We start from the raw sequence: 22,846 nt of genomic DNA on the forward strand, positions 1-22,846 counted from the left end.
GGTCAGGTGAGCCGGGCGGTCCATGTCACGGATGTGCCCTTGCCTGGCCCGCTCTCAATGATGCAACTGCCCTGCAACAACTCAGCCCGGTGGCGCATGTTCGCCAGGCCGCTCACCCGGGCAGGGTCGGCGAAGCCCCGGCCATTGTCGCGGATGAGAAGCTGGACCTGGTCCTTGCCCACCGCAACCGTGACCTCCACGTCGTCCGCGCCGGAATGCCGCAGCGCGTTACTGAGTCCTTCCGACAGCACGGACAGCAGATGGACGGCCACATCCTCCCGGATCGAGTCCACGGGGCCGTCCAGGGCCACCTTGGGGGTCAGGGCGTAGCTGCGCGAGTTTTCCCGGACCACCCGCAGGATCCGGCCCGTCAGCGGTTCGCGTTCCTCATCCGCCGTCCGGAGCGAGTAGATGGTGTCCCGCAGCTTGCGGATTGTTTCATCGAGTTCCGTGGTGACGGCGGCGATGCGCTCGTGCGCCACCGGGTCCACGGTGTAGCGGCGCAGGCTTTGGATGCTCAGGCCTGCGGCAAACAGGCGCTGGATGACGAGGTCGTGCAGGTCCCGCGCGATCCGTTCCCGGTCAGTGAACAGCAGGTTTTGTTCGCGCAGTGCGTTCACGCGCGCCAGGTCGAGCGCCAGCCCGATCCGGCTCCCGAAAATGGCACCCGACTCTGCGTCCGCCTGGTTGAAGGCGGCAGTTGCGTGTGCGCGGGCCAGCAGGAGAACGCCGTTGTCGCTGCTGCCATGCCCCAGGGAACACACGAGTACGGATCCGAGTTTCCCGGCCATTCCGGCCTCAAAGACCTGCCGCGGGTCCTTGGCCACAAAGGAGCCGCCGCCCTCGATCACGTCCCACACGGAGTGGGAGACCCTCCATTCCTGGCCTGCCTGGAGACCCTGCACACCAAGGCAGGACCGGCATCGAAGCACGCCTCCACCCGCCGGCACGGCCACCACTGCAAGTGCCGCATCCGATACCTTTAAAGCGGCGTCGGCAACGACGTCCAGGTTATCCGCGTCCCCGGGGCTGGACGCCATGATCAATCTGCTGCTGAGCTCCATGCCTGCTTCCAGCCACTTCTGCCGGCGCCCGCTGTCTTCAAAGAGGCGCGCGTTCTGGATCGCGACGCCGGCCGCCGCCGCCAGGGCAACGGCAAGGTCCTCATCGTCGGAGGTGAAATCCTCGCCACCTTGCTTTTCCGTCAGGTAGAGGTTACCGAACACCTCGTCACGGACGCGGACGGGCACGCCAAGGAATGTCTTCATGGGCGGGTGGTTCGGCGGGAAGCCGGACGCAATGGGATGCCGGCCAAGGTCATGGAGCCGCAAGGGCTTTGGTTCGCGGATGAGCAGGCCAAGTACGCCGTGCCCCGTCGGCAGGTCGCCAATGGAGCGGATTCCGTCTTCATCAATACCCACCGTGATGAAGTGGCTCAGGGTGCGGTCTTCGCCAATGACGCCCATAGCGCCGTACCGTGCGCCGACCAGGGCGCAGGCCGAACGGACCAGGCGGTCAAGCACGGCCTCAAGGCTCAGATCCTCGGCGAGGGCCACCACCGCCGCCAGCAGGGCGTTGATGCGTTCCTGGGTATCCAGCTGTTCGTCGCCCCGGGCGGAAAAGTCCCGCAGCAGGTCTTCAACGGTGTCCCTAGTCGGCGGACGCCAGGGCTTCTCAGTGCTCACGTTCCACCTCCTGCGGCAAGAACCTGCCACGCTGCGGGTCCTTGGCGCGGTCCGGGGGTCCGGAACGGAAATGCCTGCCCCGGGCCGCAAGTCCGCCTTCACTTGGGCATGAAGACGCTACCGGCACAATTCTAGGAGGCCCAGGCGAAAATTACCTCCGACCGTCCCGGATGGGTGCCTTTGCTGGCGCGGGACCTTCTTCCCTATCCCCGGGAGGTTTGCCGGTCCTAGGCTACGGCCATGAATACCGCAGCCACAGAACCTGACATCAAGGAACTCGGCGTCCACGATTGCTGGCGATACCTTCGTTCAACTTCCCTCTGCAGGATCGCCTTCTCCGAGGGGGACGCAGTGGAAAACTATCCGGTGAATTTTGTCCCCACCAACGGCACACTGCTCATTCGTACCGGCCAGGGAACAAAGCTCGCCTCCCTTGCCGACCGGAAAGTGGTAGCCGTCGAGGCGGACGGAATGAACCAGTACGGCACCATCGCCTGGAGCGTCATCATCAAGGGGCACGCCAAAGTTGTAACCGATGCGGAGGAAGTCCAGGACGCCATGGAGGCGGGCTTGTCCCCCTGGCAACCCGGCCAAAAAAATGTCCTGATCCGGATCACGCCGCAGGATATCAGCGGCCGGAGGTTCGTCATCGCGGCGCCGACCCATTGGTGGCCGGCCCGGGAGCCCAGCGCCGACTGACCCAGCGCCCACTAGCCCAGCGCCGACTGGCCAACGCTGATCAGGCCAACGCGGATCAGGCACGCCGGTCAGGGCAACGTCATCCGGCTCCGCTCCACGCCCGCACCACACCCCTTCTCCAGCACCCCCTAAGGATGGTCCCCCATGGCAACTGCCAAGCCAATCGCCGTCGGCATCACTAATACTTCGGCCTCCAACGCCGCCCTGTTGTGGGCAGCTGCCCGGGCCAACAGGCTAAAGTGCCCCCTCGCCGTCGTAAATGTGGTGGACGACCGCTGGATGGCCGCCGAAGTGCTCCCCTACCTTGAAGTCCTGCGTGAATCGGGGCTGGCGCTGTTGAAGGAGGCCGGTGAAAAAGCCACCGCAGCCGAACCCGGACTGCAGGTAACCCTCCAACTGCTCGAAGGAGGCATCGGGGCAGCCCTGGGCGACTATTCCAGGAATGCCTCCATGCTCGTCCTGGGCACCAGCGGCCACACGCGCGGCGCCCTGACGGACCGGGCCCTCCAGGCCACCGCCACCGCGGAGTGCCCGGTGGCCGTCATCGGTGATGCCCAGGAGGCAGGCCGCGGCATCGTGGTGGGCGTGGATGGCTCGCGTGAAGCAACACAGGCAGTGGCTTTTGCGGCCGCGGAGGCTGACGCACTGGGCGAGGAGCTGACCGTCCTATATGCCTTCACCGGCCCCAACCGCTGGATTGCGGCAGGGCTGCCGCAGAGCAGTTTCGCCACCCACGTCGTCGAGGAGGAACAGATCGTGCTCGCCGAAACTGAGGCGGGCCTCCGGCAGGACTATCCGGACCTCGTGGTCAACACCAGGATGGAGACCGTTCTTGAGCCGGCGGACGCCCTGATCCGTGCTGCATCCGGCGCCCGGCTGCTGGTCCTGGGCAGCCGCGGAAAGGGCGGCTTCGAAAGGTTCGTCCTGGGATCCACGGCACACGCAGTGCTGTCGCAGCCGCCGTGCCCCACCGTGATCACCCGGGTGCACAAGCAGCAGCACGCCGACTGACCGGGTCAGCTGCCTGGCCACATCATGACAATCGCCGGGGACAACGGGAGACCGGTCCCGGGACTGGACGTGAGCCATCCCCGGGACGGACTCTCCACCGCAGAAGTGCGGGAGCGCACTGCCGCCGGCCGTGTCAACAGCGTGCCAACGGCAACCAGCAGGAGCGCCTGGGAGATTGTCCAGGCGAACGTGTTCACCCTGTTCAACGGCGTGGTGGGAGGCTGCTTCATCCTCCTGCTGGTCCTTGGCCAGTGGCGTGATGCGCTGTTCGGCTTGTCCGCCATCAGCAATTCGCTGATCGGGATCATCCAGGAGTACCGGGCAAAGCGTTCCCTTGACCAGCTTGCCATTCTGCAGGCCGCCCGGAACACGGTGGTCAGGAACGGGGCCAGGGAAGTCGTCTCCTCGGACGAACTGGTCCCTGACGACCTGGTGGTGCTCAACGCCGGGGACCAGGTAACGGCAGACCTGGAGCTTCTTGGCGGGGCACCGCTTGAGGTGGACGAATCCCTGCTGACGGGCGAGTCGGAACCCGTTCCCAAAGCCGGCGGTGCCGTGCTGCTGTCCGGCTCGCTGATCCTCGCCGGCAGCGGCCGGGCCAGAGTGCTCCGCGTGGGACCCGACACCTTCGCTTACCGGCTGGCAGCCGAGGCACGGCGGTTCTCCCTTGTCAGGTCAGAGATCCGCAGGGGCCTGGAGAAAGTCTTTACCGTCATCACCTGGCTGTTACTGCCCACCGCACTGCTGCTCACGAATGCGCAGATGCAGGACCAGGGCGGATGGGCTGGAGCCATGGGATCGGGGCGGTGGATACCTGCCGTCGTGGGAGCTGTTGCCGGGATCATGGCCATGATCCCCCTGGGCCTGCTCCTGATGACAAGCGTGGCCTTTGCCGTGGGCGGCCTCCGGCTCGCTCGCCAGAAGGTCCTGGTCCAGGAACTCGCCGCCGTGGAGGTATTGGCACGGGTGGATGTCCTCTGCCTGGATAAAACCGGCACCCTGTCCTCCGGCTCCGTGGTGTTTGACGCCGTCCATGAGGCCGGAACAGTTCCTGCGTCCGGGTGGCGGCCGGCGGTGGAATGGTTTGGTGCCAATGCTGAGGCCAGCAGCACCGCTGCAGCCATCGGCGCGGCCTTTCCCGTGCGGGTTCCGCTGCAGGAGCAGGATTCCGTCCCGTTCTCCTCCGCCCGGAAGTGGAGTTCGGTGACGTTCGCGCCGGGCTCCGCCGCCTCCGGGACGTGGATCCTGGGAGCGCCGGATACGGTCCTCGGGTCCGCTGACTCTGCTGATGCGCACGCCAGGGCGGCGGCCCTCGCTTCCACCGGCCTGCGGACCCTGGTTCTGGCGCACCTCCCGGCGCCGCTGCCGCCGGGCCCCCAAGAGGCAGGCCTGCCGTCCGGGCTGGTGCCGGTCATGCTGCTGACCTTCCGGGAGAGCATCCGCCGGGACGCCGCCTCCACCCTCGACTACTTCCGCCGGCAGGGGGTGACCGTCAAGATCATTTCCGGTGACGATCCCCGGACCGTGGCAGCGCTTGCGCGCGGGGTGGGTTTTGGAACCGGGGTTGCCTATGACGCACGCACGCTTCCCCGGGATCCGCTGCTGCTGGAGGAAACGGTGGAGTCGCAAAGCCTCTTTGGAAGTGTGACCCCATCCCAGAAACGGGACCTGATCCAGGCCCTGAAGCGGCGGGGGCACACGGTGGCAATGACCGGGGACGGGGTGAACGACGTCCTGGCACTTAAGGATGCGGATCTGGGGATCGCCATGGACTCGGCCTCCCCCGCGACCAAGGCCGTGGCCCGCATGGTCCTCCTGGACGGGCGCTTTGAACGGCTGCCGGCGGTGGTGGACGAGGGGCGCCGGGCCATCAGCAACATTGAGCGCGTCTCCCTGGTCTTCCTGAGCAAGACTGTCTACGCCACGGTCATCTCCGTGGTGACCGGCGTCCTGTTGCTGGCCTTCCCGTTCCTGCCCCGGCAGCTGTCCGCACTGGACGGACTGACCATCGGCCTGCCGGCGTTCTTCCTTGCCCTGCAGCCCGGCGGCCAGCGTTATGCCCCCGGGTTCCTGAGGCGTGCCCTGGCCTTCGCGGTCCCGGCAGGCATCTGCACGGCCCTGTGTGTCCTGGCGGTCAGCGCGTACGGGCAGTTGTGGGGCGGCCACAGCCTTGAGTCCGCCCAGTCCGCGGCAACGGTGACACTCGGTCTGGTGGCCGCGTGGATCCTGGTGATGGCATCACGCCCCCTCAACCGGATCAAGGTGTTGATCCTTGCCGGGATGTACGCGGGGCTGGTCCTGTTGTTCAGCGTTCCCTTAACGCAGGACTTCTTCCGGGTTGAGTGGCCGCCCGCCGGACTGCTGGCCGTCTCGGTTGCAGTTGCCCTGGCAGGGTGCCTGGCCATCGAACTGGTTGGCCGCCTGACCCGCCGGCCACCGGCGGGTCACGGCCGAACGGGGCTGGGACCTTTGCCTCTGGAGCCGGATTCATCGAAAGGGGATGGTGGAAGTGCCGGGCAACGCGATGGTCCGGCTTCCACATGAGCAGGAGGCAAGAATGACTGACCTGATGAAATGGTTTGATAACCGCCGCTCCCCCATCGATGTCATCGAACGGCTTTTCGAGGGTGACCTGGGGTCCTCCGCCATCAGGGTCGAAGAGATGGTGGACGGCAACACGCTGGTGGTGCGGGCAGAGCTGCCCGGAATCGATCCGGAGAAGGACGTGGACGTGACGGTTACGGACGGTGTCCTGACCATCAAGGGAGAACGGCAGGAAAAGAAGGAACACAAGGAGAAGGACAGCTACCGGTCCGAGTTCCGCTACGGTTCCTTCGTCCGGCGGATCCCCCTCCCCACCGGGGTGAAACAAGACGACGTAACGGCTGCATACAAGGACGGGGTCCTTGAAGTGCGGGCTCCCATGCCGGAGCAGGTGCAGGCAACCGGGGCGTCCAAGATCCCCATTACCAGGGGCTGAGCAGAGTCACGGTACGACGACGGTGCCTGGCTTCCGGGGAGACTGTCCCCTGGGGTGCCAGGCACTTTCCTGTGGCCGCCAGGGCAGTACGCGGGGACACGCAGTATGCCTTGGGCAGCGGGTCAGACGGCTTGTTCGTTGGCAGCCCGCGCCTCTGCTGCCGCAATAACCGGAAGCGTCCGCACGTACGTGTCCGGGTTCAGGGACACCGAATCGATCCCCTGGCTGACCAGGAACTCCGCAAGGTCCGGATGGTTGCTGGGCCCTTGTCCACAGATGCCGATCTTGATGCCGGCGGCATGGGCCTTGCTGATCGCCTGGGCAATCATGGACATTACTGCCGGATCCCGCTCATCGAACAACCCGGCTAGTTCCTCCGAATCGCGGTCCACCCCCAGGACCAGCTGGGTGAGGTCGTTGGAACCGATGGAAAAACCGTCAAAACGCTTGGCGAATTCCTCTGCCAGGACCACGTTGGATGGGATCTCACACATCATGTAGAGCTGGAGCCCTTCGGCGCCGCGGACCAGCCCGTGCTCTTCCATGGCCTGGATGACCTGGTCCGCTTCCCGCACGGTGCGGCAGAAGGGGACCATGACAATCACGTTGCCGAACCCGGCCTGCTCCCGGACGCGTTTGAGGGCCTTGCACTCCAGCGCGAATCCTTCCCGGTAGGCGTTGCTGTAGTAGCGGGAGGCGCCGCGGAACCCCAGCATGGGGTTTTCCTCGGGACGTTCGAAAGCGCTGCCGCCGATCAGGTGGCTGTACTCGTTGCTCTTGAAGTCGCTCAACCGGACGATCACCGGTTTGGGATGGAAGGGGGCGGCGATCTTGGCGATCCCCGTGGCCAGCACGTCGATGAAGTACTCCTGCGGGTCCTGGTAGCCGCTGGTGAGCTGCCGGATGAGCGCGGCCTCCTGGGGGTCTGACACCCGTTCCGGATGGACCAGGGCCATGGGGTGGATGCGGATCAGGTTGTTGATGATGAACTCCATCCGGGCCAGGCCTACGCCGTCCGCAGGCAGCCGCCACCACTTGAACGCGGCGGCCGGGCTGGCGATGTTGATCATCACGTCCGTGCGGGTGGCCGGGAGGGCGTGCATGTCCACGTCCTCCACGGAGAACTCCAGCAGCCCTTCGTAGACGCGGCCCTCTTCGCCTTCCGCGCAGGACAGGGTGACCTGGCCGCCGTCGGGAAGGACCTCTGTGGCGTTGCGCGTTCCCACCACTGCGGGCACGCCCAGTTCGCGGCTGACAATGGCGGCGTGGCTGGTTGTGCCGCCGTGGTCCGTGATGATGCCCGCGGCCCGCTTCATGACGGGAACCCAGTCCGGGTCCGTCATCCGGGTGACCAGCACGGAGCCGTCCACGAATGATTCGATGTCCTTGGCATCCCGCACCACGCACGCCTGGCCGCGCGCGACCGAATCTCCGATGGCGGCGCCGGTGACCAGGACCTTCCCGGGCCCTGCAAGGTGGTAGGTCCGGAAAGTTGATGTGCTCCGGCGGGCCTGGACGGTCTCCGGCCGTGCCTGCACCATGAAGAGTTCGCCGGTGACCCCGTCCTTGGCCCACTCCATATCCATGGGCCGGCCGTAATGTTCCTCCACCGCGACGGCCCAGCGGGCCAACAGGACAATCTCGCGGTCATCCAGTACCCGTGAGCTCTGCTCCCGCCCGGTCGTCTCCACCATCATGGTCCTGGCATCGCCACCGCGGCTGTACACCATTTTGCGTTCCTTGGCACCGACTTGCCGCTCGATCACGGGGCTGAAGCGCCGGTCTGCAAGGAGCGGCTTGAACACCTGGTACTTGTCCGGGTTGATGGTGCCCTGGACCACCGTCTCCCCCAGCCCCCAGGCGGCGCTGATGACCACCACGCCGGGAAAGCCGGACTCCGTGTCGATCGAAAACATCACCCCTGATGCGCCAAGGTCCGAGCGGACCATGCGCTGCACTCCAACGGACAGGGCAACGTCGAGGTGGTCGTAACCCTTCATTTCGCGGTAGCTGATGGCACGGTCCGTGAACAGGGAGGCGTAGCAGCGCCGGCACGCCTCCAGGACCGCGCGCTCCCCGGCCACGTTCAGGAAGGTTTCCTGCTGGCCGGCGAAACTGGCGTCCGGGAGGTCCTCGGCCGTGGCACTGCTGCGGACCGCAACGGCCACTTGGTCTTGCCCGGTGCGCTGGCAGAGGGCCCGGTAGTGCTCCTGGATGTCGGCAGTGATGTCCGCCGGGAAGGTGGCCTGCAGGAACAGTTCGCGGATCGCCGCCCCGGCCTGCCGAAGTGTTGCTGCCCCGGCGCGGTGGTCCTCCATGTGCTTCCTGATCCGGGGCTCCAGGCTGTTGGCAGCAAGGAAAGCGCGGTAGGCGGTGGCCGTGGTGGCGAACCCTTCCGGAACCCGGACTCCTGCCGGCTGCAGCGCACGGCTCAACTCCCCCAAGGAGGCGTTCTTTCCCCCTACGGAGGGGATGTCCGCGATCCCGGTTTCTTCAAGCCATTTGACGCTGACATCGGCCAGGGACGTTTCTGCAGCGGCGGTCATGGCTCGATTCTGGCCTTGGTGGCGCCGGGGCAGGCAGAGTCTTTGGTCCTAGCTCCGCCGCAGGCGCGCCCGGGCCGCTTTGTGGATCCAGTCTGCAAGAAGGACAGCGGGGGCCGCGAGAAGTGCCAGGAGGAAGCCCAGGGGAGGCGGCGGGGCCTGGCCCAACAGCGTTGCAAGGTAGGGCAGGAACAGGCACACCGCAAGGATGGCCAGTTCCGCAAGAACTGCCCATACCAGAAGCCGGTTGGTACCCCATCCCAGCTTCCAGGGCGGCACGGTGGCGCTCCGGCAGGCAAAGGCGTTGGCCAGCTGTCCCAGGACCACGGCGGTAAAGGCGGCGCCGGAGGCAGCCATGAGGAGCCCGGGCTGGGGAACCTGCCCCCGGATCCACCCGCCGGCAGCGAGGACAACGGAGAAGACGGCCATTTCCATGGCGGCCTCCGTGGGACCCAGGATGCAGAAGACACGGATGATCAGTTGCCGGTCCATCAGGTGCCGGCGTTCGGGCGGACGCGCCAAAACACGCCGGCCGGGCGGTTCGGCGCCAAGGGCCAGCGCGGGCAGCAGGTCGGTGCCAATGTCCAGGGCAAGGATTTGAAGGACACCGAGGGCAAGCGGGAAGTGGCCGCCGGAGAGCGCCCAGATGACAAAGGGAGTCAGCTCCGCCACGTTGTCGGTGAGATGGTAGGTGAGGAACCGGTGGATGTTGGCGTAGGTTGCCCTTCCTTGTTCGATGGCTGCCACGATGGTGGCGAAATGGTCGTCCAGGAGGACCAAATCCGCGGCCTCCCGCGCCACGTCAGTTCCGCTCCGCCCCATGGCCACGCCGATGTCGGCTTCGCGAAGGGCCGGGCCATCGTTGACGCCGTCGCCGGTCATGGCCACCACATGCCCACGGGCCTGCAGCGCCTTGGCCACGCGGAGCTTCTGTTCGGGCGAGACCCTGCTGACCACCACTCCGTCACGGTCCAGGAGTGCGCCGAGTATTTGCTCGTCCGCCGGAAGGTCTGCGCCTTCCAACACGTATTCAGGCGTTCCGGCAAGGCCGATCTGCCGGGCGATCGCTGCCGCCGTGGCAGGGTGGTCGCCGGTGATCATGGCGACCTTCAGGCCCGCCTGCCGCGCCGTTCGGATGACGTTGCCCACATCCGGCCGGGGCGGATCCTGCAGTCCGATCAGGCCCAGGAGTTCCATGTCCGTTTCAAGTTCTGCGGCAGGGCTGGTCTGCCAGGTTTCGGGTGCTCCCGCGAGACGCCGCCGTGCCACCGCAATGACGCGCAGGCCACGCGTTGCCATCACCTCTACCTGTTCCTTGACCTGACCCGGCACGGATTCACACAGTGGGAGCACGGTTTCGGGGGCACCCTTGCAAAACAGCTCGGGCCCCACAAGGGCAGACTCCCTGCGCCGCACCGGATCGAACGGCAGCCGGCGCGATGCCGCGGGCCCGGACCCGGCGCCTGTCAGCCGGCGGGCCAGCACGTCCACGGCAGCTTCCATCGGGTCACCCTGTGCACGCCACTGTCCATCGTGCAGCTCGGCCCTGCCCTGTGAAGCGGTGCGGGCGGCGAGCGCCGCCTGGGCCGCCCTGGCCGTTCCCCGGCCCTCGATGTGCGCGTCCGGGTCATACCCCTGGCCCGTCACATGGACGGCCCCTTCCAGGGTGAAGACCTCGACGGCGTTCATTCGGTTCTGCGTCAGGGTCCCGGTTTTGTCGGTGCAGATGAAGGTGGTTGAGCCCAGGGTTTCCACGGCTTCGAGGTTGCGGACCAGGCCGTTGCGGGACGCCATGCGCTGGGCACCCATGGCCAGGGACAGCGTGACAGTGGGCAGGAGCCCTTCCGGGACCAGGGCCACGGCCACGCCGATCGAGAACAGGAAGGAATCCCGCCACTGAAAGCCCACCAGCAGCGACGCCAGGAAGAAGACCGCTGCGATACCCAGCGCCATGCCCGCAGTGACGCGGACAATCCGCCGCAGTTCCAGGGACAGCGGCGTAGGGGGAGGAACCGCTCCGCTGGTGAGGGCGGCAATTCCGGCCAGCCTGGTCCTGGCTCCCGTGGCGGACACGGCGGCCTCTCCGTAGCCGTTAACCAGGAAGGTACCGCCCCACGCCGCGTCACCTGCGGCTTTCGGCACTGGCTCGCTTTCGCCCGTCAGCATGGATTCATCCATTTCGCAGGCCGATGCTGACAGCAGGACCATGTCTGCAGGCACACGGTCACCGGCACTGAGCAGCACCACGTCGTCAACCACCAGCTCGCTGGCGTGGACCTTGCGCACCGTCCCGTCCCGCCGCACCACCACGTCGGCGGGCAGCAGGCCGCGCAGCCTTGCGGCGGCATGCTGGGCGCGTTCCTGCTGGATGTGGGCGAACACCCCGTTGACAATGACGACGACGATGATCGCCACGGCCAGCTGCGGCATGTCCGCAACGAATGCCAGCGCGGCGGCGCACCACAGCATGAGGGCGAAGAAGTGCGTCATCTCCCCCCACAGCTTTCGCCATTGCGGGACGGGTTTCTCTGCCGGGAGCTGGTTGGGGCCCGCCTGCTTCAGGAGTTGCGCTGCCCGTTCGGAGCTCAGGCCCTCCGCAGTCCTCACACAGCGTCCGCCTCCTGGCCCACCAGGAGCACCGGGCAGGTGGAGTGGGCCGCGCATGCCTTGCTCACCGATCCCATGGACGACTTAAGCAGGCCGCCTTCGCCATGCCTTCCAACAACCAGCATCTGCGCGCGGCGGCTCTCCTCCACCAGCACTTTCGCCGGGGGGCCGAACTTGATGGTCACGTCGATGTTTTCGGGCCGTTCCCCGGAGAAGGCCCGGCCCAGGGCATCTTCGACCAGGCGCCCGGCGGCGTCCTCAAGCCTGGCGGTGAACTGCCGGTCCGCCCCTTCCAGGCGGGACATCACCAGGTAGTCCGGCATTCCGACGCATGAAATGACTTCCAGCCGCGTGCCCAGGCGGGCTGCCAGCGTGCCCGCATAGCGCAGGGCTGCGGAGGAGTATTCGGATCCGTCCACACCTACAATGACGGGTTTGGCCCCTGTTTCTGCGTTCATGGACACCACAATCCCGGCTGCGGGCGGCGCTGGGAAGGGCCAAAAGTCATGCCCGGCGGCCACACCACCTCCCGCTCCGGGCAGGCCTGGCGGAAGGAAGCCGGCATCAACCGCGTTGCCGTGCCTCGTCCGCTCCGCGCAATGCCCTGAGTCCGTTCAGGATGGTGGCCAGGTCAACCACCTCCTGCAGGAGGGCACCGGCAACAGCGGGAATGAAACCCGTCATGGCGATGGCCATCAGGATGAGGCTGAGCCCGATCCCAGTCCAGATACTTACCAGGGCCACAGCCACGGTCCGCTTTCCAATGGCCACGGCCAGGGCCACCTTGGACAGGTCATCGAGCATGATCACCACGTCCGCGGACTCGCTGGCCGCGGTGGCCCCCTTGGCACCCATCGCGATCCCAACGTCGGCGGCGGCAAGGACCGGGGCATCGTTGACGCCGTCACCCACCATCAGGACGGGTCGTTCCAGGATGGCCGCAACCGTGTTGACCTTGTCCTCCGGAAGGCATTCGGCCTGGACGTGGCTCATTCCCGCTTCCTCGGCGATGTGGGCAGCCGTCGCGTGGGCATCACCGGTCAGCAGCATGGTGTTCCGCACGCCCAGCCTGTGCAGGCGCGCCAGGGTGTCCACGGCGTTGCGGCGCAACGGGTCCTTCATGATCAGTGCACCCGCGTACTCGCCGTTGACCGCCACGTGGACTGCCAACTGGCCACTCTGGACTGCTGCTTCCCGGTATCCGCTGGCCGAACTGCGGATCAGGGCGGCTTTTCCCACCACCACCTGCTGGCCGTCGCAGACAGCTTCAACCCCGTGCGTGGCGTTTTCGGTCGCCTGCTGCACCTGCAGCAGTTCAATGTTCGCTGCCTTGGCGGCTTCGATCACGGATGCTGCCAGCACGTGGGAGGAATACTGCTCGGCGGAGGCCGCCAGCTGCAGGATCTTCCGGCTGCCAAGGGCTTCCCCCGGGCCCGGCGCCACCTGGATCCCGTCCAGGACCGGGCGGCCGGAGGTGAGTGTTCCAGTCTTGTCGAACACAGCTGTCTGCGCCTTGGCAAGCTGCTCCAGGCTTCTGGTGTTCTTGATGATGATGCCCTTGTGGGCGGCCTGGCTGGTTCCAGCCAGGAATGCCACCGGCGCTGCGATCAGGAGCGGGCACGGGGTGGCCACCACCAGCACCTGGGCAAAGCGGAGCGGCTCACCTGACAGGAACCAGCCGGCCCCGGCCATGGCCAGGGCGAGGAGGGTAAAGGGAACCGCGTAGCGGTCAGCGAGCCGGACTACCGGCGCACGGCTGTTGGACGCTTCCTCCACCAGGGCGATGATCCGGCTGTACTGGGAGTCAGCCGCGGTGGCCGCCGCCCGCATGCGGATGGCGGCCACGCCGTTCACCGAACCACTCAGCAGCAGCTCCCCCTTGCTACGCTCCACCGGCAGGCTCTCCCCCGTCAGCGATGATTCGTCCATGCTTGCTGAATCGGACAGGAGTTCGCCGTCAACAGGTACCAGCTCGGAGGGGCGGACCACCAGCACGTCCCCGGGCACCACCTCGCCTATCGGGGTGTCCTCCAGGACTGTGTCGGCACTTTCCCTGTGGGCAAAGCGGGGAGCCCGGTCCAGCAGGGACCGCAATTCACGCGCGGCGCGTCCCTGGGCAAAGTTTTCCAGTGCCTCCCCGCCGGTGAGCATCAGGATCACCACCAGGGCCGCGAGGTACTCACCCACGGCCACCGTGCTTGCAACCGCCATCAGGGCCAGCAGGTCGATGCCCCAGCGTCCCTCCCGCAATGACCGGACCATGCCGGCCGCCCGCGCCACCACGATGATGGCAGCGTAGGCCGAGGCGAGCACGCGGACCTGCAGTTCCAGCCCAAACTGCAGCAGCACCAGGGCGGCAAGGAGTACCAGGCAGGTCAGCGCGACGACGGGATACCGCCGGAGGAAGCCCCACACCTTCTGCACGGGCGAGCCGACGCGTTCCTCGACCTCAACGTTGCCGGCGGTTGCCGCAGGCGGGACGGCCTGCTTTCTCATTCAGGACACTTTCAACATGGGCGGTAGCGGTCCTCACACATAAAACTGAAGCTATCCTGATGCCGGCAGTACGGCTAGGGCATTAGGCCCCGGCCGGCGGCATGACCTTTGGCCCTGCCCCGCCGGCGGCCCCGGGAGCATGGTTGAGGGGCAACATGCCGCCTATCCGGACCGGGAGCCTCCATGAAAGCCGTCGTCCTCTATGACTCCGCGTATGGAAACACCGAGACCATCGCCGAGGCGATGGCATCGCGCCTGGGGCGGGACGCGGCCGCTGTTCACGTTGACGGTTTTGATGCCGACGCCCTGCACCCGGGTGACCTGCTCGTCGTCGGCAGCCCCATCAACGGCTGGAAGCCGACTGCCCGGATCACCGAAACGCTGGCAGACCTTGGGCGCCGGGGACTGGCCGGGGTGAAGGCAGCAGCCTTCGATACGAGGGTGAAGCTGTTCATCCACGGCGACGCTGCCAGGAAGATGACGAAGGCACTGACGGAGGCAGGTGCCAGCATCGTTGGCGGACCCATGGCTTTCTACGTCAAAGGCAGCGAGGGCCCGCTGGTCGACGGTGAGGCCGAGCGGGCGGCAGCCTGGGCCGCCGGACTTGCGGCCGGGGCGGGCAACGGTACTGCATAGGCGGGGACGCTGTTACTTTGCAGCCGTGGACGGTAGAGCGGTTCTTCGCCGGCGCTCCGGACGCCCTTGGGCTCTACCAGGCAGCGGAGCGGATGGCGGCGGAGCTGGGCCCCCATGAGGTCCGGGTCGGAAAGAGCCAAATCTCGTTCCGCCGGCGCCGGGGCTACGCCTACCTGTGGCGGCCCGGGGTCTACGTGAATTCCCCGGTTCCGCTGGTCCTATCCCTCGCGCTGCCGCGGAACCTGGGCTCGCCGCGCTTCAAGCAGGTCGTCCACCCGGCGAAAGGAACCTGGATGCACCATCTGGAGCTCACGGACAGTTCCCAACTCGATGCCGAGGTCCGCGGTTGGCTGCTCGAAGCGTATGAGGCTGCGGCCTGACTGGCATGCCCTTTAGAGTCCTATGGCCCTTTCACGTTGGCCGCGGGATGGCAAGGCTGGGGGCATGACTGAAAATGGCCAGCAGCCGCGAAAGATCCATGTCACCGAACAACCCGTCGCCGTGGTCCGTGAACGGGTTCCCATGGACGCTCTGACGAGCTTCTTCAGCCGGGCCTTCGGTGCGGTGATGGCCGCGGTGCAAACGCAGGGCGTCAGCCCGGCAGGACCGCCGTTCGCGCTTTACCACGGCATTCCCGGCGCCACGGTGGACGTCGAAGCCGGGTTCCCCGTCGCCGGGAACTTCCAGGGAACAGGCGAGGTGGCCCGCGGCGCGCTTCCCGATACTGACGCGTTCGAGGCCGTCCACACGGGCCCTTACGACACCCTCGGCAGCACGTACGATGCCATCCGCGAACGGATGGAAGCCGAGGGCGCTGCCCCTGCCGACACCATGTGGGAGTACTACCTGACCGATCCGGAGCAGCAGCCGGATCCGGCCACGTGGCAGACCAGGGTCATCTGGCCGGTGGACTGAGTCCGCCAGGGTTTCGGCCGCCCCGGGGCCTGGTCCTGCATTATCTTCCGGGGCCGCGACTGAAGGTGAGGTCCCAGGGCTGCACGCCGCGGCTGGTTTCGGACCACCCGTCGCGGGCCAGCTCCCGGCGGAGCTGGCTGAGGCTGGCCTGCATGCCGGGAGCCCACGCCTCTTCGGGAGGTGTCGGGTTCAGCGGCGGACCGGGAAACGTATCGCTGGCATAGAGCCGGCGTCCGTCCCCGGTCCTGGCCACAAACTGCAGTTGCGTCCGCCCGTACTGTGAGCCCAGCGTGTACAGGATCCGCGCCCACCACTTGCGCGATGCGGCGTCCTCCAGCTCTATCCGGAGCCGCTCCTCGGGACCGGGACCTGCGGATCCGGGAGCTGGTTTGCCTGGGCGGCCAGGTCGAGGTGCATCTGTCGTCATGTCGTCCTCCGGGAACCGCAACCATCGTGAACTACCCAGTCTTCCGCGGCCCGGCTTAATGGGACAGGGCCCTTCGGCACCGAGCTTCGGGGCATCCTGCCATCGGTAGCATCCCCGGAGCCGGCGATCAGGGTCTTTGGTCCCTAATAGCACGCCGCGGTCCTCTGAGATGGTGGTCTGGGCCGGAAGCACCACGCTGGGGTTGTGCATCCGGGTTTGCCGCGCCCGGTGTCGGCCGGCATGCAGCCTCATCAACGGAGGCGGGACGCTAGAGGAGAGCAAGGCTTATGGCAGGTACGTTCGAACTGTTTGTCGATGAAGATTCACAGATCCGGTTCCGGCTTGTGATGCCTGATGGACACGTACTGGCGGTATCCGGACAATTCGCGGACAAACGGGCGGCGGCCGCGGCCATCGAAGAGGTACGGGAATGTGCGGGAACCGGCCTGATCCGGGACATACCTTCACCGCCGCCGAACGTTGCCCGCAGCACCATCCCGCACGCGCGGCACGCGGTCCGGCGCGGGCCGCACAGGCTTGGCTCCCTGGGCGCCGCCTAGGGTGGAGGACGGCGGCGGCCAAAGCCCCGGTCATCAGAAGCTCGAGGAACTGCCCGAACCGGAGAAGCTTCCGCCGCTGCTGCCGTACCCTGTGGTGCTGCCGCCGCCCCTGGCGGAATTGACGCTGCTGACGCCCGTATTGAAGCCGGAGTTGAAGGTAGCCACGGAGAAAAACTGGTACGACGGGTACACCGTGCCCAGGATGCTCGGCTCATAGCTCCGCCGCCTGCGGTGGTCCAGGCCCTCGTGGGCCGTCTGCATCTGCTCGCGCATCAGCCGTGCCTCGCGCTCATTCCTGGCGAATCCCTGAATGACTGTTTCCGCATGGTTCTCCAGCAGCTCCGAGAGCCGCGACCGCGCCTCGTAGAGCCGGTCCAGCGCCTCTTCCGGCGTGATCCGGCCATCTGCCAGTTCCGAGGTCCAGCGTTCAATGTTCCGCAGGCTTTCGTCGCGGAAGGAACGAAGCGCCGAGGCGGTGGCCGAGTCCCCCTGCCCGTGGCGCTTGGCCAGGAGTTGCTCAAGGCCGGCCAGGTCCTTGCGGAACGGGGCAAGCTGCCGGTCCCAGGCGGTAGGCCATGTGTCGGCACGGTTCAACAGGGCGTTGCTGTCGGCGATGACATCATCCAGGGCATCCAGCTCGGCGGCGCTGTCCGCGAACTGGCGGGCAAGCTTGAGGTTTTTCCGCCTGCTGAGGGACCGTTTGGCCAGGGCGTGCACCTGGTTGGAGAGTTCCGTGGCGGCGGCATAGCGGGTCAGGAAGGTGCGGTGCTTCTCCAGGACCCTGCTGCCGTAGCGGGATGATTCGGGGATGGTGCCGGCGTTCAGTTCCGTGACGTCCAGGTCCATGCTGACGTTGGAGTAGCTCCGGTCCCCCCGTTCGATTTGTTTGCGGCAGGCAGCCCTGGTCGCCGCGCGCACCATCAACCACGCCGCTGCCCCAAGGGCCGCAAGTCCCCCGGTGACCCAGGCGGTGATCAGGAATGCGGCGGACCGGTACCAGGGCTGGTTGATGAGTTCGGCGGCACGGCGAATGCCGGCCACAGTACCGTCGGTCCACTGCGCGTCCCGGAACAGGTCCTTTGAGGCCTCCTGGATGTCGCTGCGCTGCTCGAGCGACACTTTCCGGTCCTCCCCCATATAGGTGCCCACGTGGCGGCCCACCGGGTCGAGCGCGAAAATGAACAGTCCATCGGCCCACTTCTGTCCGTCGGCGCTGATCCACTCAGGGTGCCTGGAGCGTGCGAACCTCAGGACCTCTTCATTGAGGTTGTCCTCAGCCTTTCCGTTGTAGGTAAAGACAGCAACACGGGTGGGCTCGTAAAACTGGATCCGTTCGACGGCGGGGACCAGCGTATTCCGGTCAAGCACCCCCGCTGTGTCCTCCACGATGACGACTGACGGGGACACGGCATCACTTGGGGCCGCAACCCCCAGCAGGGAGGCGGCCAGGACAAGCATGATCACCCCAATACGGCGCACCAGGGTGCCCATATGCCTCCCCGCTTCCTAGAATCAGGATGGATTCCTGGAATCAGGATGAAACCAAGGGGCAGGGCCGCCAAAGGGCCGAAGGTCCCGCCGGCGAGGATCGGTCTGATGAGGAGCGCAGCCAGGTGATGCAGGATGCGGGTTCGATTGTGGCCGGCTATGACGGTTCGGATGGAGCCGCGGCAGCCGTCCGGTGGGCGGCGCGCCACGCCCGTGCCACCAACTGCGCGCTTCATGTGGTGCATTGTTCCCTGTGGCAGCTGCTGACCAGGCACCTCGGTCCGGTTCCAGGTGTGTCAGGCAGCGGCCTTGAGCAGTCCGCCCAGGCCGTCCTGGAAGAAGGGGTCTCGCATGCTGCAGCGGAAGTTCCAGGGGTTCAGATCCGCGGCACCCTGCTCCACGGACTACCCGCACAGCTCTTGGCCGAAATTTCCGGCGGCAAGAGGATGCTCGTAGTCGGCAGCCGTGGCCTGGGCGGCTTCCTTGGCCTCCTGGTGGGATCCGTTAGCCTGGAACTGGCGGCCACCGCCACCTGCCCGGTGGCCGTGATCCGGGAGGACACCCATCCTGGCGGACCCGTCGTCGCCGCCGTCGATGCATCAGGTTCCCCCTCGGCACTGGAAGACGCGTGCGCCGTTGCTTCCGGGTGGCACGCACGCCTTACGGTGGTCCACGTCCATCACGAGCCCGCCGGCTACACGCGGCTGGACGGGAAGGAAGCAGCGGCTGATGCCCGGGAAGTTCTCGAATCCGCCGTGGACCGTGCACGAACCCTGGCGCCCAATATCTCCGTTGACGGCAGGATACTCACGGACAGTTCGGTCCCGCACGCCATCCTGCAAGCCGCCTCGGAAGCCCGGATAGTGGTGCTGGGTTCCCAGGGCCGCGGCATCCTCCGGGAGACCATCGGATCAACCGCCCACGCAGTACTGCACCACGCGCACGGGCCGGTCCTCATTTCCCGGCGCGGCGCATGATGGAGAAGGCCGCGGCAGGAGTGTCGGCCGGGCCACAGGCCGTACCTCCTCCTAAGCTGGTTCGGTGACCCCTGTTCCCTCCCCCGGCCCGCTGGACGTCGTCGTCCATTCGGGCCCGGCGGACTGGTGGGTCATCCTTGCCGGGCTTGGACCCCTGGCCGTTCTTATCGCAGCCCTGCTGGCCTTCTACATCAACTGGCGCACGCTTAAGCAACGCACTGCCGCGGACAAGACCGCGCTGGACCAAAAGCGCGAAGCGGACGCCGACGCCCTGCGGCAAAAGACCGAAGCGGACAGCCGGGCGGAATGGTGGCGCCGCACCCAGTGGGCGCTCGACCGGGCGTTGGACCCGGATGCAGGGACAAAGGCGCTGGGCCTGGCGACGCTGGAAGTCCTTGCCAGGAGCGAACTGGCCCGCACGGAGGAACTCGAGTTGTTCGACATCGCCTGGAAGAGTGTGTCCGGGGACGAGAACGGGGACGATGCCGACGCCGGCCCAGGGCAGGAGAGTGCCGTCGTGGACGGCCCGGACAACTTAGGCGAGAATGGAATGACGGATGAAGACAGTGCCAAGGAGGCTGGACCATGAGCGCAGCATCGCCTGAACACCGCCTTGTCCACACTCCCCGAACCGGTACCAAGCCCGCGGGCAAAAAACCCACGCCTGCCGAGCACCGGGTCCAGGTTGCCGCGGCCAGGCTGCGCGTCACGCTTGATGAACGGCTGGGGCGGGAAACGCCCGCCAAGACCAAGGCGCTGGCCAAGGAACCGATCTAAATCCCGCTGCGGGGGCTTGGGGATCGACGGCGAATGGCTGGGTTTGGTGGGCAGTGGCGGCAGTAATTCTTGGCTGCGACACGAACGGGCTGCACCGCTGGGACTACGGAGCCGTCGTCGCGCAGGTGGCGCAGTCCGGCAGGTTCCTGGACCGCTGGCGCGTCGGCTTCTGCCCTGACATCCGCCCGGGGACCGAAGCGTGGCTCCTGGTGCAAGGCGGCAATGATGCAGGCAGCGGCCTCATCGGTCACGGGTCGGTGGCATCGGAGCCCTACCAGGCCGCCGCAGGCGATGATTCCGATGCCAACGACTGGTTCATCGCAGTCGCTTTCGACGCACTGCTCCCGCTGGGCGAGCAAATACGCCCCGGGACCCTGCGGGAGGCCTTTCCCGGTGACCTCTGGGCCAAGGCGAACGGCCCCTCCCTGGTGACCTTGCCGCCGTCGTCCTGGCCTGTTCTGCAACGCTTGTGGAGGGAATACGGGCCCACGACGCCGGATCCCACCGAGGTGGTTGCCGGAACCTTTCCGCCGGGCGGCGTCAGCCATATCCAGGTGAACCGCTTTGAGCGGGACCCCGACGCCCGCCGGGCCTGCCTGGCCTTCCACGGCACGTCGTGCGCCGCCTGCGGCTTCTCCTTTGAGTCCGCTTACGGTGAGGCCGGTACAGGAGCGACAGCCGTGCACCACGTGGTGCCGCCGGCCATGATTGGCAGCGGATACCAGCTTGACCCCATCGCCGACCTCATTCCGCTTTGCCATAACTGCCACGCCGTGGCGCACGGGGCAAACCCGGCGCGGACGGTTTCCGAACTCCGGAGCATCATGTCGGCCGCCGGGCATGTGCGGGGTGAAGTGGTCACTGACCTGGCCCTTCAGGCCCAGGAGGACGCACGGCGGATCCTCGGGGGCGGCAAGACGTAGGGGCCAGCATTCGGGGATAAAATTGCAGGGATGACATTGGCTGCACGTTCCGGGGTGTTTCAGTCGGTCAGGAGCGCCCGGCCCCTGTTGCGCCGCGTACCCGTATGGACATGGCGCGTCCTGATGCGCGCCGTCAGTGCCCGGGAGCAGGCGCGGTTCAACACCGACCCAATCACGGCTGTGGCATATGTGCACGACATTGACTACGTGGGTGATGCCCTCCGCGCCCACCGCCTCGACGTTTTGACACCGCTGCAGCCGGCAGCTGACTCTCCTGGTACAGAGGCTGTGGCGGCGGAGCTGCTTCCCGTCTACGTTTACTTCCATGGTGGCGGGTGGACATCCGGTGACAAGGCAGCCCTGACCAAGTACTGCGCCAACCAGGCAGTGGGCGGGATGGTGGTGGTCAACGTCAACTACCGGCACGCGCCCCGGTTCGCCATGGGGCATGTGCTCGAGGATGCCAATGCCGCCCTGGCGTGGGTTGCCGCCAACATCGAGGGGTACGGCGGGAATCCCAAGAGGCTGATCCTGGGCGGGGACTCGGCCGGCGGACAGATCGCTGCCCTGCTGACCGCAGCCAGCTTGCGTTCCGAACTGGCGGCGCATTATGCCCTGCGGCCGGCAGTTCCCGCGGGACACCTGAAAGGGCTCGTCCAACACTGCAGCGCAGTGGATTTCTCGGTCTTCTTCGACAGCGGATTTGTCCTCAGCCTGAACTTCGTCCGTATGCTATTGCCGCCTGCATCCCGGGCAACGGCCGGTCCGGGAGCACGCAATGGCCGTAAGCGGCCCTCTCCACCACGGACCGTGGCGCGGCTGAGGAGCGCCGCGGGTTTCCTGTCCCCGATCGAGTGGCTGGACGGGACCCATCCGCCCGTGTTCCTCACCACGTCCGAGCGTGACTACTTCTACCGGGCTAACCTGAATTTCATCGAGCGCCTGCAACAACACGACGTTCCAGTGGATGCCCTGATCTACCCTTGGGACAGCCTCAACACCGAACACACCTGGCAACAGGATTACCGTTACCCCGAATCCCAGGAAGTCTACCGGCGCCTTCACGCGTTCGTCCGCGGTGTGGCTGAACGGTCCACCGGTCCTGCCCCTGAATAAATTCAAGGCACTGGACTATGTTGGGACCATGGCAGAGCTGGACCGGAACGGGTACGGGGTCGACCCCGAGGAGTTTGGCTCCGCCCTGGTGGACGCGGCCGCCTTGCTCGATGCGGAGCTGGGGGACGTTGACTGGTTCACTCCACCGCCGGGCGCTGTCCACCGATCCATTGATGTCCCCAGTGGCAGGCTCGCCGCCATGACGCTGGGCAATCCTGGCAATCCCAGCGTTGTGCTGGTGCCCGGAGCAACCGGTTCCAAAGAGGACTTCTCCCTCATGATGCCCGACCTGGCCAATGCCGGTTACTTCGCACTGAGCTACGATCTGGCGGGACAGTACCAGTCAGCGGCAGCGGGCCCCGGGAACCTGGTGCCGCCGCGCAAGCATTATGACTACCGGCTTTTCGTGGACGACTTCCTTGCAGTTCTGGAGACCACTTCCACCCCAGTCCATGTTGTGGGTTATTCCTTCGCGGGAATCATTGCCCAACTCGCCTTTGGGGAGCGGCCGGAGCTCTTCAGGTCCCTCACGTTGCTTAGCTGTCCGCCGGAGCCAGGCCAGAGTTTCAGGGGTGTGGGCCGCATCGGCCGGTTCAGCACGTGGGTGAACGGCCGGGTGGGTGCTGCCTTGCTGATCTGGGGCATCCGGAGCGGCAAGGTGGTGCACGTACCGGAGGGCAGGCGGCGGTTCGTCAACTACCGGTTCCGCTTCACCCGCCGCGCCTCGGTCCGGGACATCTATACGCTCATGCAGAACGTTCCGGATCTTCGGCAAACACTGGCGGAGGCGTCCCTTCCCAAGTTTGTGGCCGTGGGCGAACACGACCTGTGGCCGCTCCGGCTTCACCGCCTCTTCGCCCAGTCAATCCGGGCCCGGATCGGCGTCTACAGGGGTGGCCACAGCCCCAGCGAAACGTCGCCCCACGAATTCAGCCGCGACCTCCTGGCTCTTTATGCCAAGGCCGGGAAGCGGTAACCGACGGCCCGTGCTTGCGCCGCCACTGGG

Annotated in this window: 21 protein-coding genes; 14 read left to right on the forward strand and 7 right to left on the reverse strand. The window is 66.5% G+C overall.

Features of this window, described 5'->3' with window-relative positions; genetic code table 11:
• Positions 1-2: 2 nt before the first annotated feature.
• Positions 3-1,685 (reverse strand): GAF domain-containing sensor histidine kinase, encoded by a 1,683-nt coding sequence (locus LDO86_RS10960; protein WP_018769387.1) that lies wholly within the window; start codon positions 1,683-1,685, stop codon positions 3-5.
• A gap of 240 nt (positions 1,686-1,925) precedes the next feature.
• Between LDO86_RS10960 and LDO86_RS10965 the strand changes: the two genes are divergently transcribed.
• From LDO86_RS10965 to LDO86_RS10980, 4 genes are all read left to right on the forward strand, one after another.
• Positions 1,926-2,384 carry a pyridoxamine 5'-phosphate oxidase family protein gene (locus LDO86_RS10965; RefSeq protein WP_018769388.1) on the forward strand — a complete coding sequence of 153 codons (459 nt, stop codon included), beginning with the start codon at positions 1,926-1,928 and terminating at the stop codon, positions 2,382-2,384.
• A 144-nt stretch (positions 2,385-2,528) separates the two neighbouring features.
• Entirely contained in the window at positions 2,529-3,395 is an 867-nt protein-coding gene (locus tag LDO86_RS10970) for a universal stress protein (RefSeq protein WP_018769389.1), read from the forward strand.
• 69 nt (positions 3,396-3,464) lie between these two features.
• Entirely contained in the window at positions 3,465-5,939 is a 2,475-nt protein-coding gene (locus LDO86_RS10975; RefSeq protein ID WP_018769390.1) for a cation-translocating P-type ATPase, read from the forward strand.
• 13 nt (positions 5,940-5,952) lie between these two features.
• Positions 5,953-6,375 carry an Hsp20/alpha crystallin family protein gene (locus tag LDO86_RS10980; protein ID WP_018769391.1) on the forward strand — a complete coding sequence of 141 codons (423 nt, stop codon included), beginning with the start codon at positions 5,953-5,955 and terminating at the stop codon, positions 6,373-6,375.
• Between the two features lie 122 nt (positions 6,376-6,497).
• Here LDO86_RS10980 and ppsA read toward each other — a convergent pair whose 3' ends face one another.
• The 4 genes from ppsA to LDO86_RS11000 form a co-directional block, all read right to left on the reverse strand.
• The gene (ppsA, locus tag LDO86_RS10985) at positions 6,498-8,921 is read right to left on the reverse strand and encodes a phosphoenolpyruvate synthase (RefSeq protein WP_018769392.1); all 2,424 of its coding nucleotides are present in this window, start codon (positions 8,919-8,921) and stop codon (positions 6,498-6,500) included.
• Between the two features lie 48 nt (positions 8,922-8,969).
• Positions 8,970-11,525 carry a cation-transporting P-type ATPase gene (locus tag LDO86_RS10990; RefSeq protein WP_018769393.1) on the reverse strand — a complete coding sequence of 852 codons (2,556 nt, stop codon included), beginning with the start codon at positions 11,523-11,525 and terminating at the stop codon, positions 8,970-8,972.
• Positions 11,522-11,983 carry a universal stress protein gene (locus tag LDO86_RS10995; RefSeq protein ID WP_026265787.1) on the reverse strand — a complete coding sequence of 154 codons (462 nt, stop codon included), beginning with the start codon at positions 11,981-11,983 and terminating at the stop codon, positions 11,522-11,524. The genes LDO86_RS10990 and LDO86_RS10995 overlap by 4 nt, the downstream gene beginning before the upstream one ends.
• Before the next feature lie 106 nt (positions 11,984-12,089).
• Complete coding sequence (locus tag LDO86_RS11000; RefSeq protein WP_018769395.1) at positions 12,090-14,021, reverse strand: heavy metal translocating P-type ATPase; 1,932 nt, start codon at positions 14,019-14,021, stop codon at positions 12,090-12,092.
• A 183-nt stretch (positions 14,022-14,204) separates the two neighbouring features.
• Here LDO86_RS11000 and LDO86_RS11005 point away from each other — a divergent pair, with 183 nt between their 5' ends.
• The 3 genes from LDO86_RS11005 to LDO86_RS11015 all read left to right on the forward strand — a co-directional run bounded on the left by LDO86_RS11005 (position 14,205) and on the right by LDO86_RS11015 (position 15,572).
• Positions 14,205-14,657, forward strand: coding sequence for a flavodoxin domain-containing protein (locus tag LDO86_RS11005; protein WP_018769396.1), 453 nt, complete (start codon positions 14,205-14,207; stop codon positions 14,655-14,657).
• A 17-nt stretch (positions 14,658-14,674) separates the two neighbouring features.
• Positions 14,675-15,037 (forward strand): DUF5655 domain-containing protein, encoded by a 363-nt coding sequence (locus LDO86_RS11010; RefSeq protein ID WP_018769397.1) that lies wholly within the window; start codon positions 14,675-14,677, stop codon positions 15,035-15,037.
• A gap of 64 nt (positions 15,038-15,101) precedes the next feature.
• Entirely contained in the window at positions 15,102-15,572 is a 471-nt protein-coding gene (locus tag LDO86_RS11015; protein WP_018769398.1) for a GyrI-like domain-containing protein, read from the forward strand.
• Positions 15,573-15,612: 40 nt separating this feature from the next.
• On the opposite strand, the gene LDO86_RS11020 is transcribed toward LDO86_RS11015, so the two are convergent.
• Complete coding sequence (locus LDO86_RS11020; RefSeq protein WP_018769399.1) at positions 15,613-15,999, reverse strand: hypothetical protein; 387 nt, start codon at positions 15,997-15,999, stop codon at positions 15,613-15,615.
• Positions 16,000-16,286: 287 nt separating this feature from the next.
• Here LDO86_RS11020 and LDO86_RS11025 point away from each other — a divergent pair, with 287 nt between their 5' ends.
• Positions 16,287-16,559, forward strand: coding sequence for a DUF1508 domain-containing protein (locus LDO86_RS11025; RefSeq protein ID WP_018769400.1), 273 nt, complete (start codon positions 16,287-16,289; stop codon positions 16,557-16,559).
• A gap of 33 nt (positions 16,560-16,592) precedes the next feature.
• Here the strand turns inward: LDO86_RS11025 and LDO86_RS11030 are convergent, their stop codons facing one another.
• Complete coding sequence (locus LDO86_RS11030; protein WP_018769401.1) at positions 16,593-18,050, reverse strand: DUF5129 domain-containing protein; 1,458 nt, start codon at positions 18,048-18,050, stop codon at positions 16,593-16,595.
• A gap of 26 nt (positions 18,051-18,076) precedes the next feature.
• On the opposite strand from LDO86_RS11030, the gene LDO86_RS11035 reads away from it, so the two are divergent.
• The 6 genes from LDO86_RS11035 to LDO86_RS11060 all read left to right on the forward strand — a co-directional run bounded on the left by LDO86_RS11035 (position 18,077) and on the right by LDO86_RS11060 (position 22,816).
• Positions 18,077-19,024, forward strand: a complete 948-nt coding sequence (locus LDO86_RS11035; RefSeq protein WP_018769402.1) for a universal stress protein — start codon at positions 18,077-18,079, stop codon at positions 19,022-19,024.
• A gap of 64 nt (positions 19,025-19,088) precedes the next feature.
• Positions 19,089-19,613, forward strand: coding sequence for a hypothetical protein (locus LDO86_RS11040; RefSeq protein ID WP_018769403.1), 525 nt, complete (start codon positions 19,089-19,091; stop codon positions 19,611-19,613).
• On the forward strand, positions 19,610-19,801 hold the full coding sequence (locus LDO86_RS11045) for a hypothetical protein (RefSeq protein WP_018769404.1): 192 nt from the start codon (positions 19,610-19,612) through the stop codon (positions 19,799-19,801). The genes LDO86_RS11040 and LDO86_RS11045 overlap by 4 nt, the downstream gene beginning before the upstream one ends.
• Positions 19,802-19,854: 53 nt before the next feature.
• Positions 19,855-20,724, forward strand: a complete 870-nt coding sequence (locus LDO86_RS11050) for an HNH endonuclease (protein ID WP_224083981.1) — start codon at positions 19,855-19,857, stop codon at positions 20,722-20,724.
• 30 nt (positions 20,725-20,754) lie between these two features.
• Positions 20,755-21,840: an alpha/beta hydrolase gene (locus LDO86_RS11055; protein WP_224083982.1), complete on the forward strand. Its 1,086-nt coding sequence runs from the start codon at positions 20,755-20,757 to the stop codon at positions 21,838-21,840.
• Positions 21,841-21,868: 28 nt separating this feature from the next.
• The gene (locus tag LDO86_RS11060; protein WP_224083983.1) at positions 21,869-22,816 is read left to right on the forward strand and encodes an alpha/beta hydrolase; all 948 of its coding nucleotides are present in this window, start codon (positions 21,869-21,871) and stop codon (positions 22,814-22,816) included.
• The last annotated feature ends 30 nt before the right edge of the window (positions 22,817-22,846 follow it).

This window comes from Arthrobacter sp. StoSoilB19 (genome assembly GCF_019977275.1).
Classification (GTDB): Bacteria; Actinomycetota; Actinomycetes; order Actinomycetales; family Micrococcaceae; genus Arthrobacter.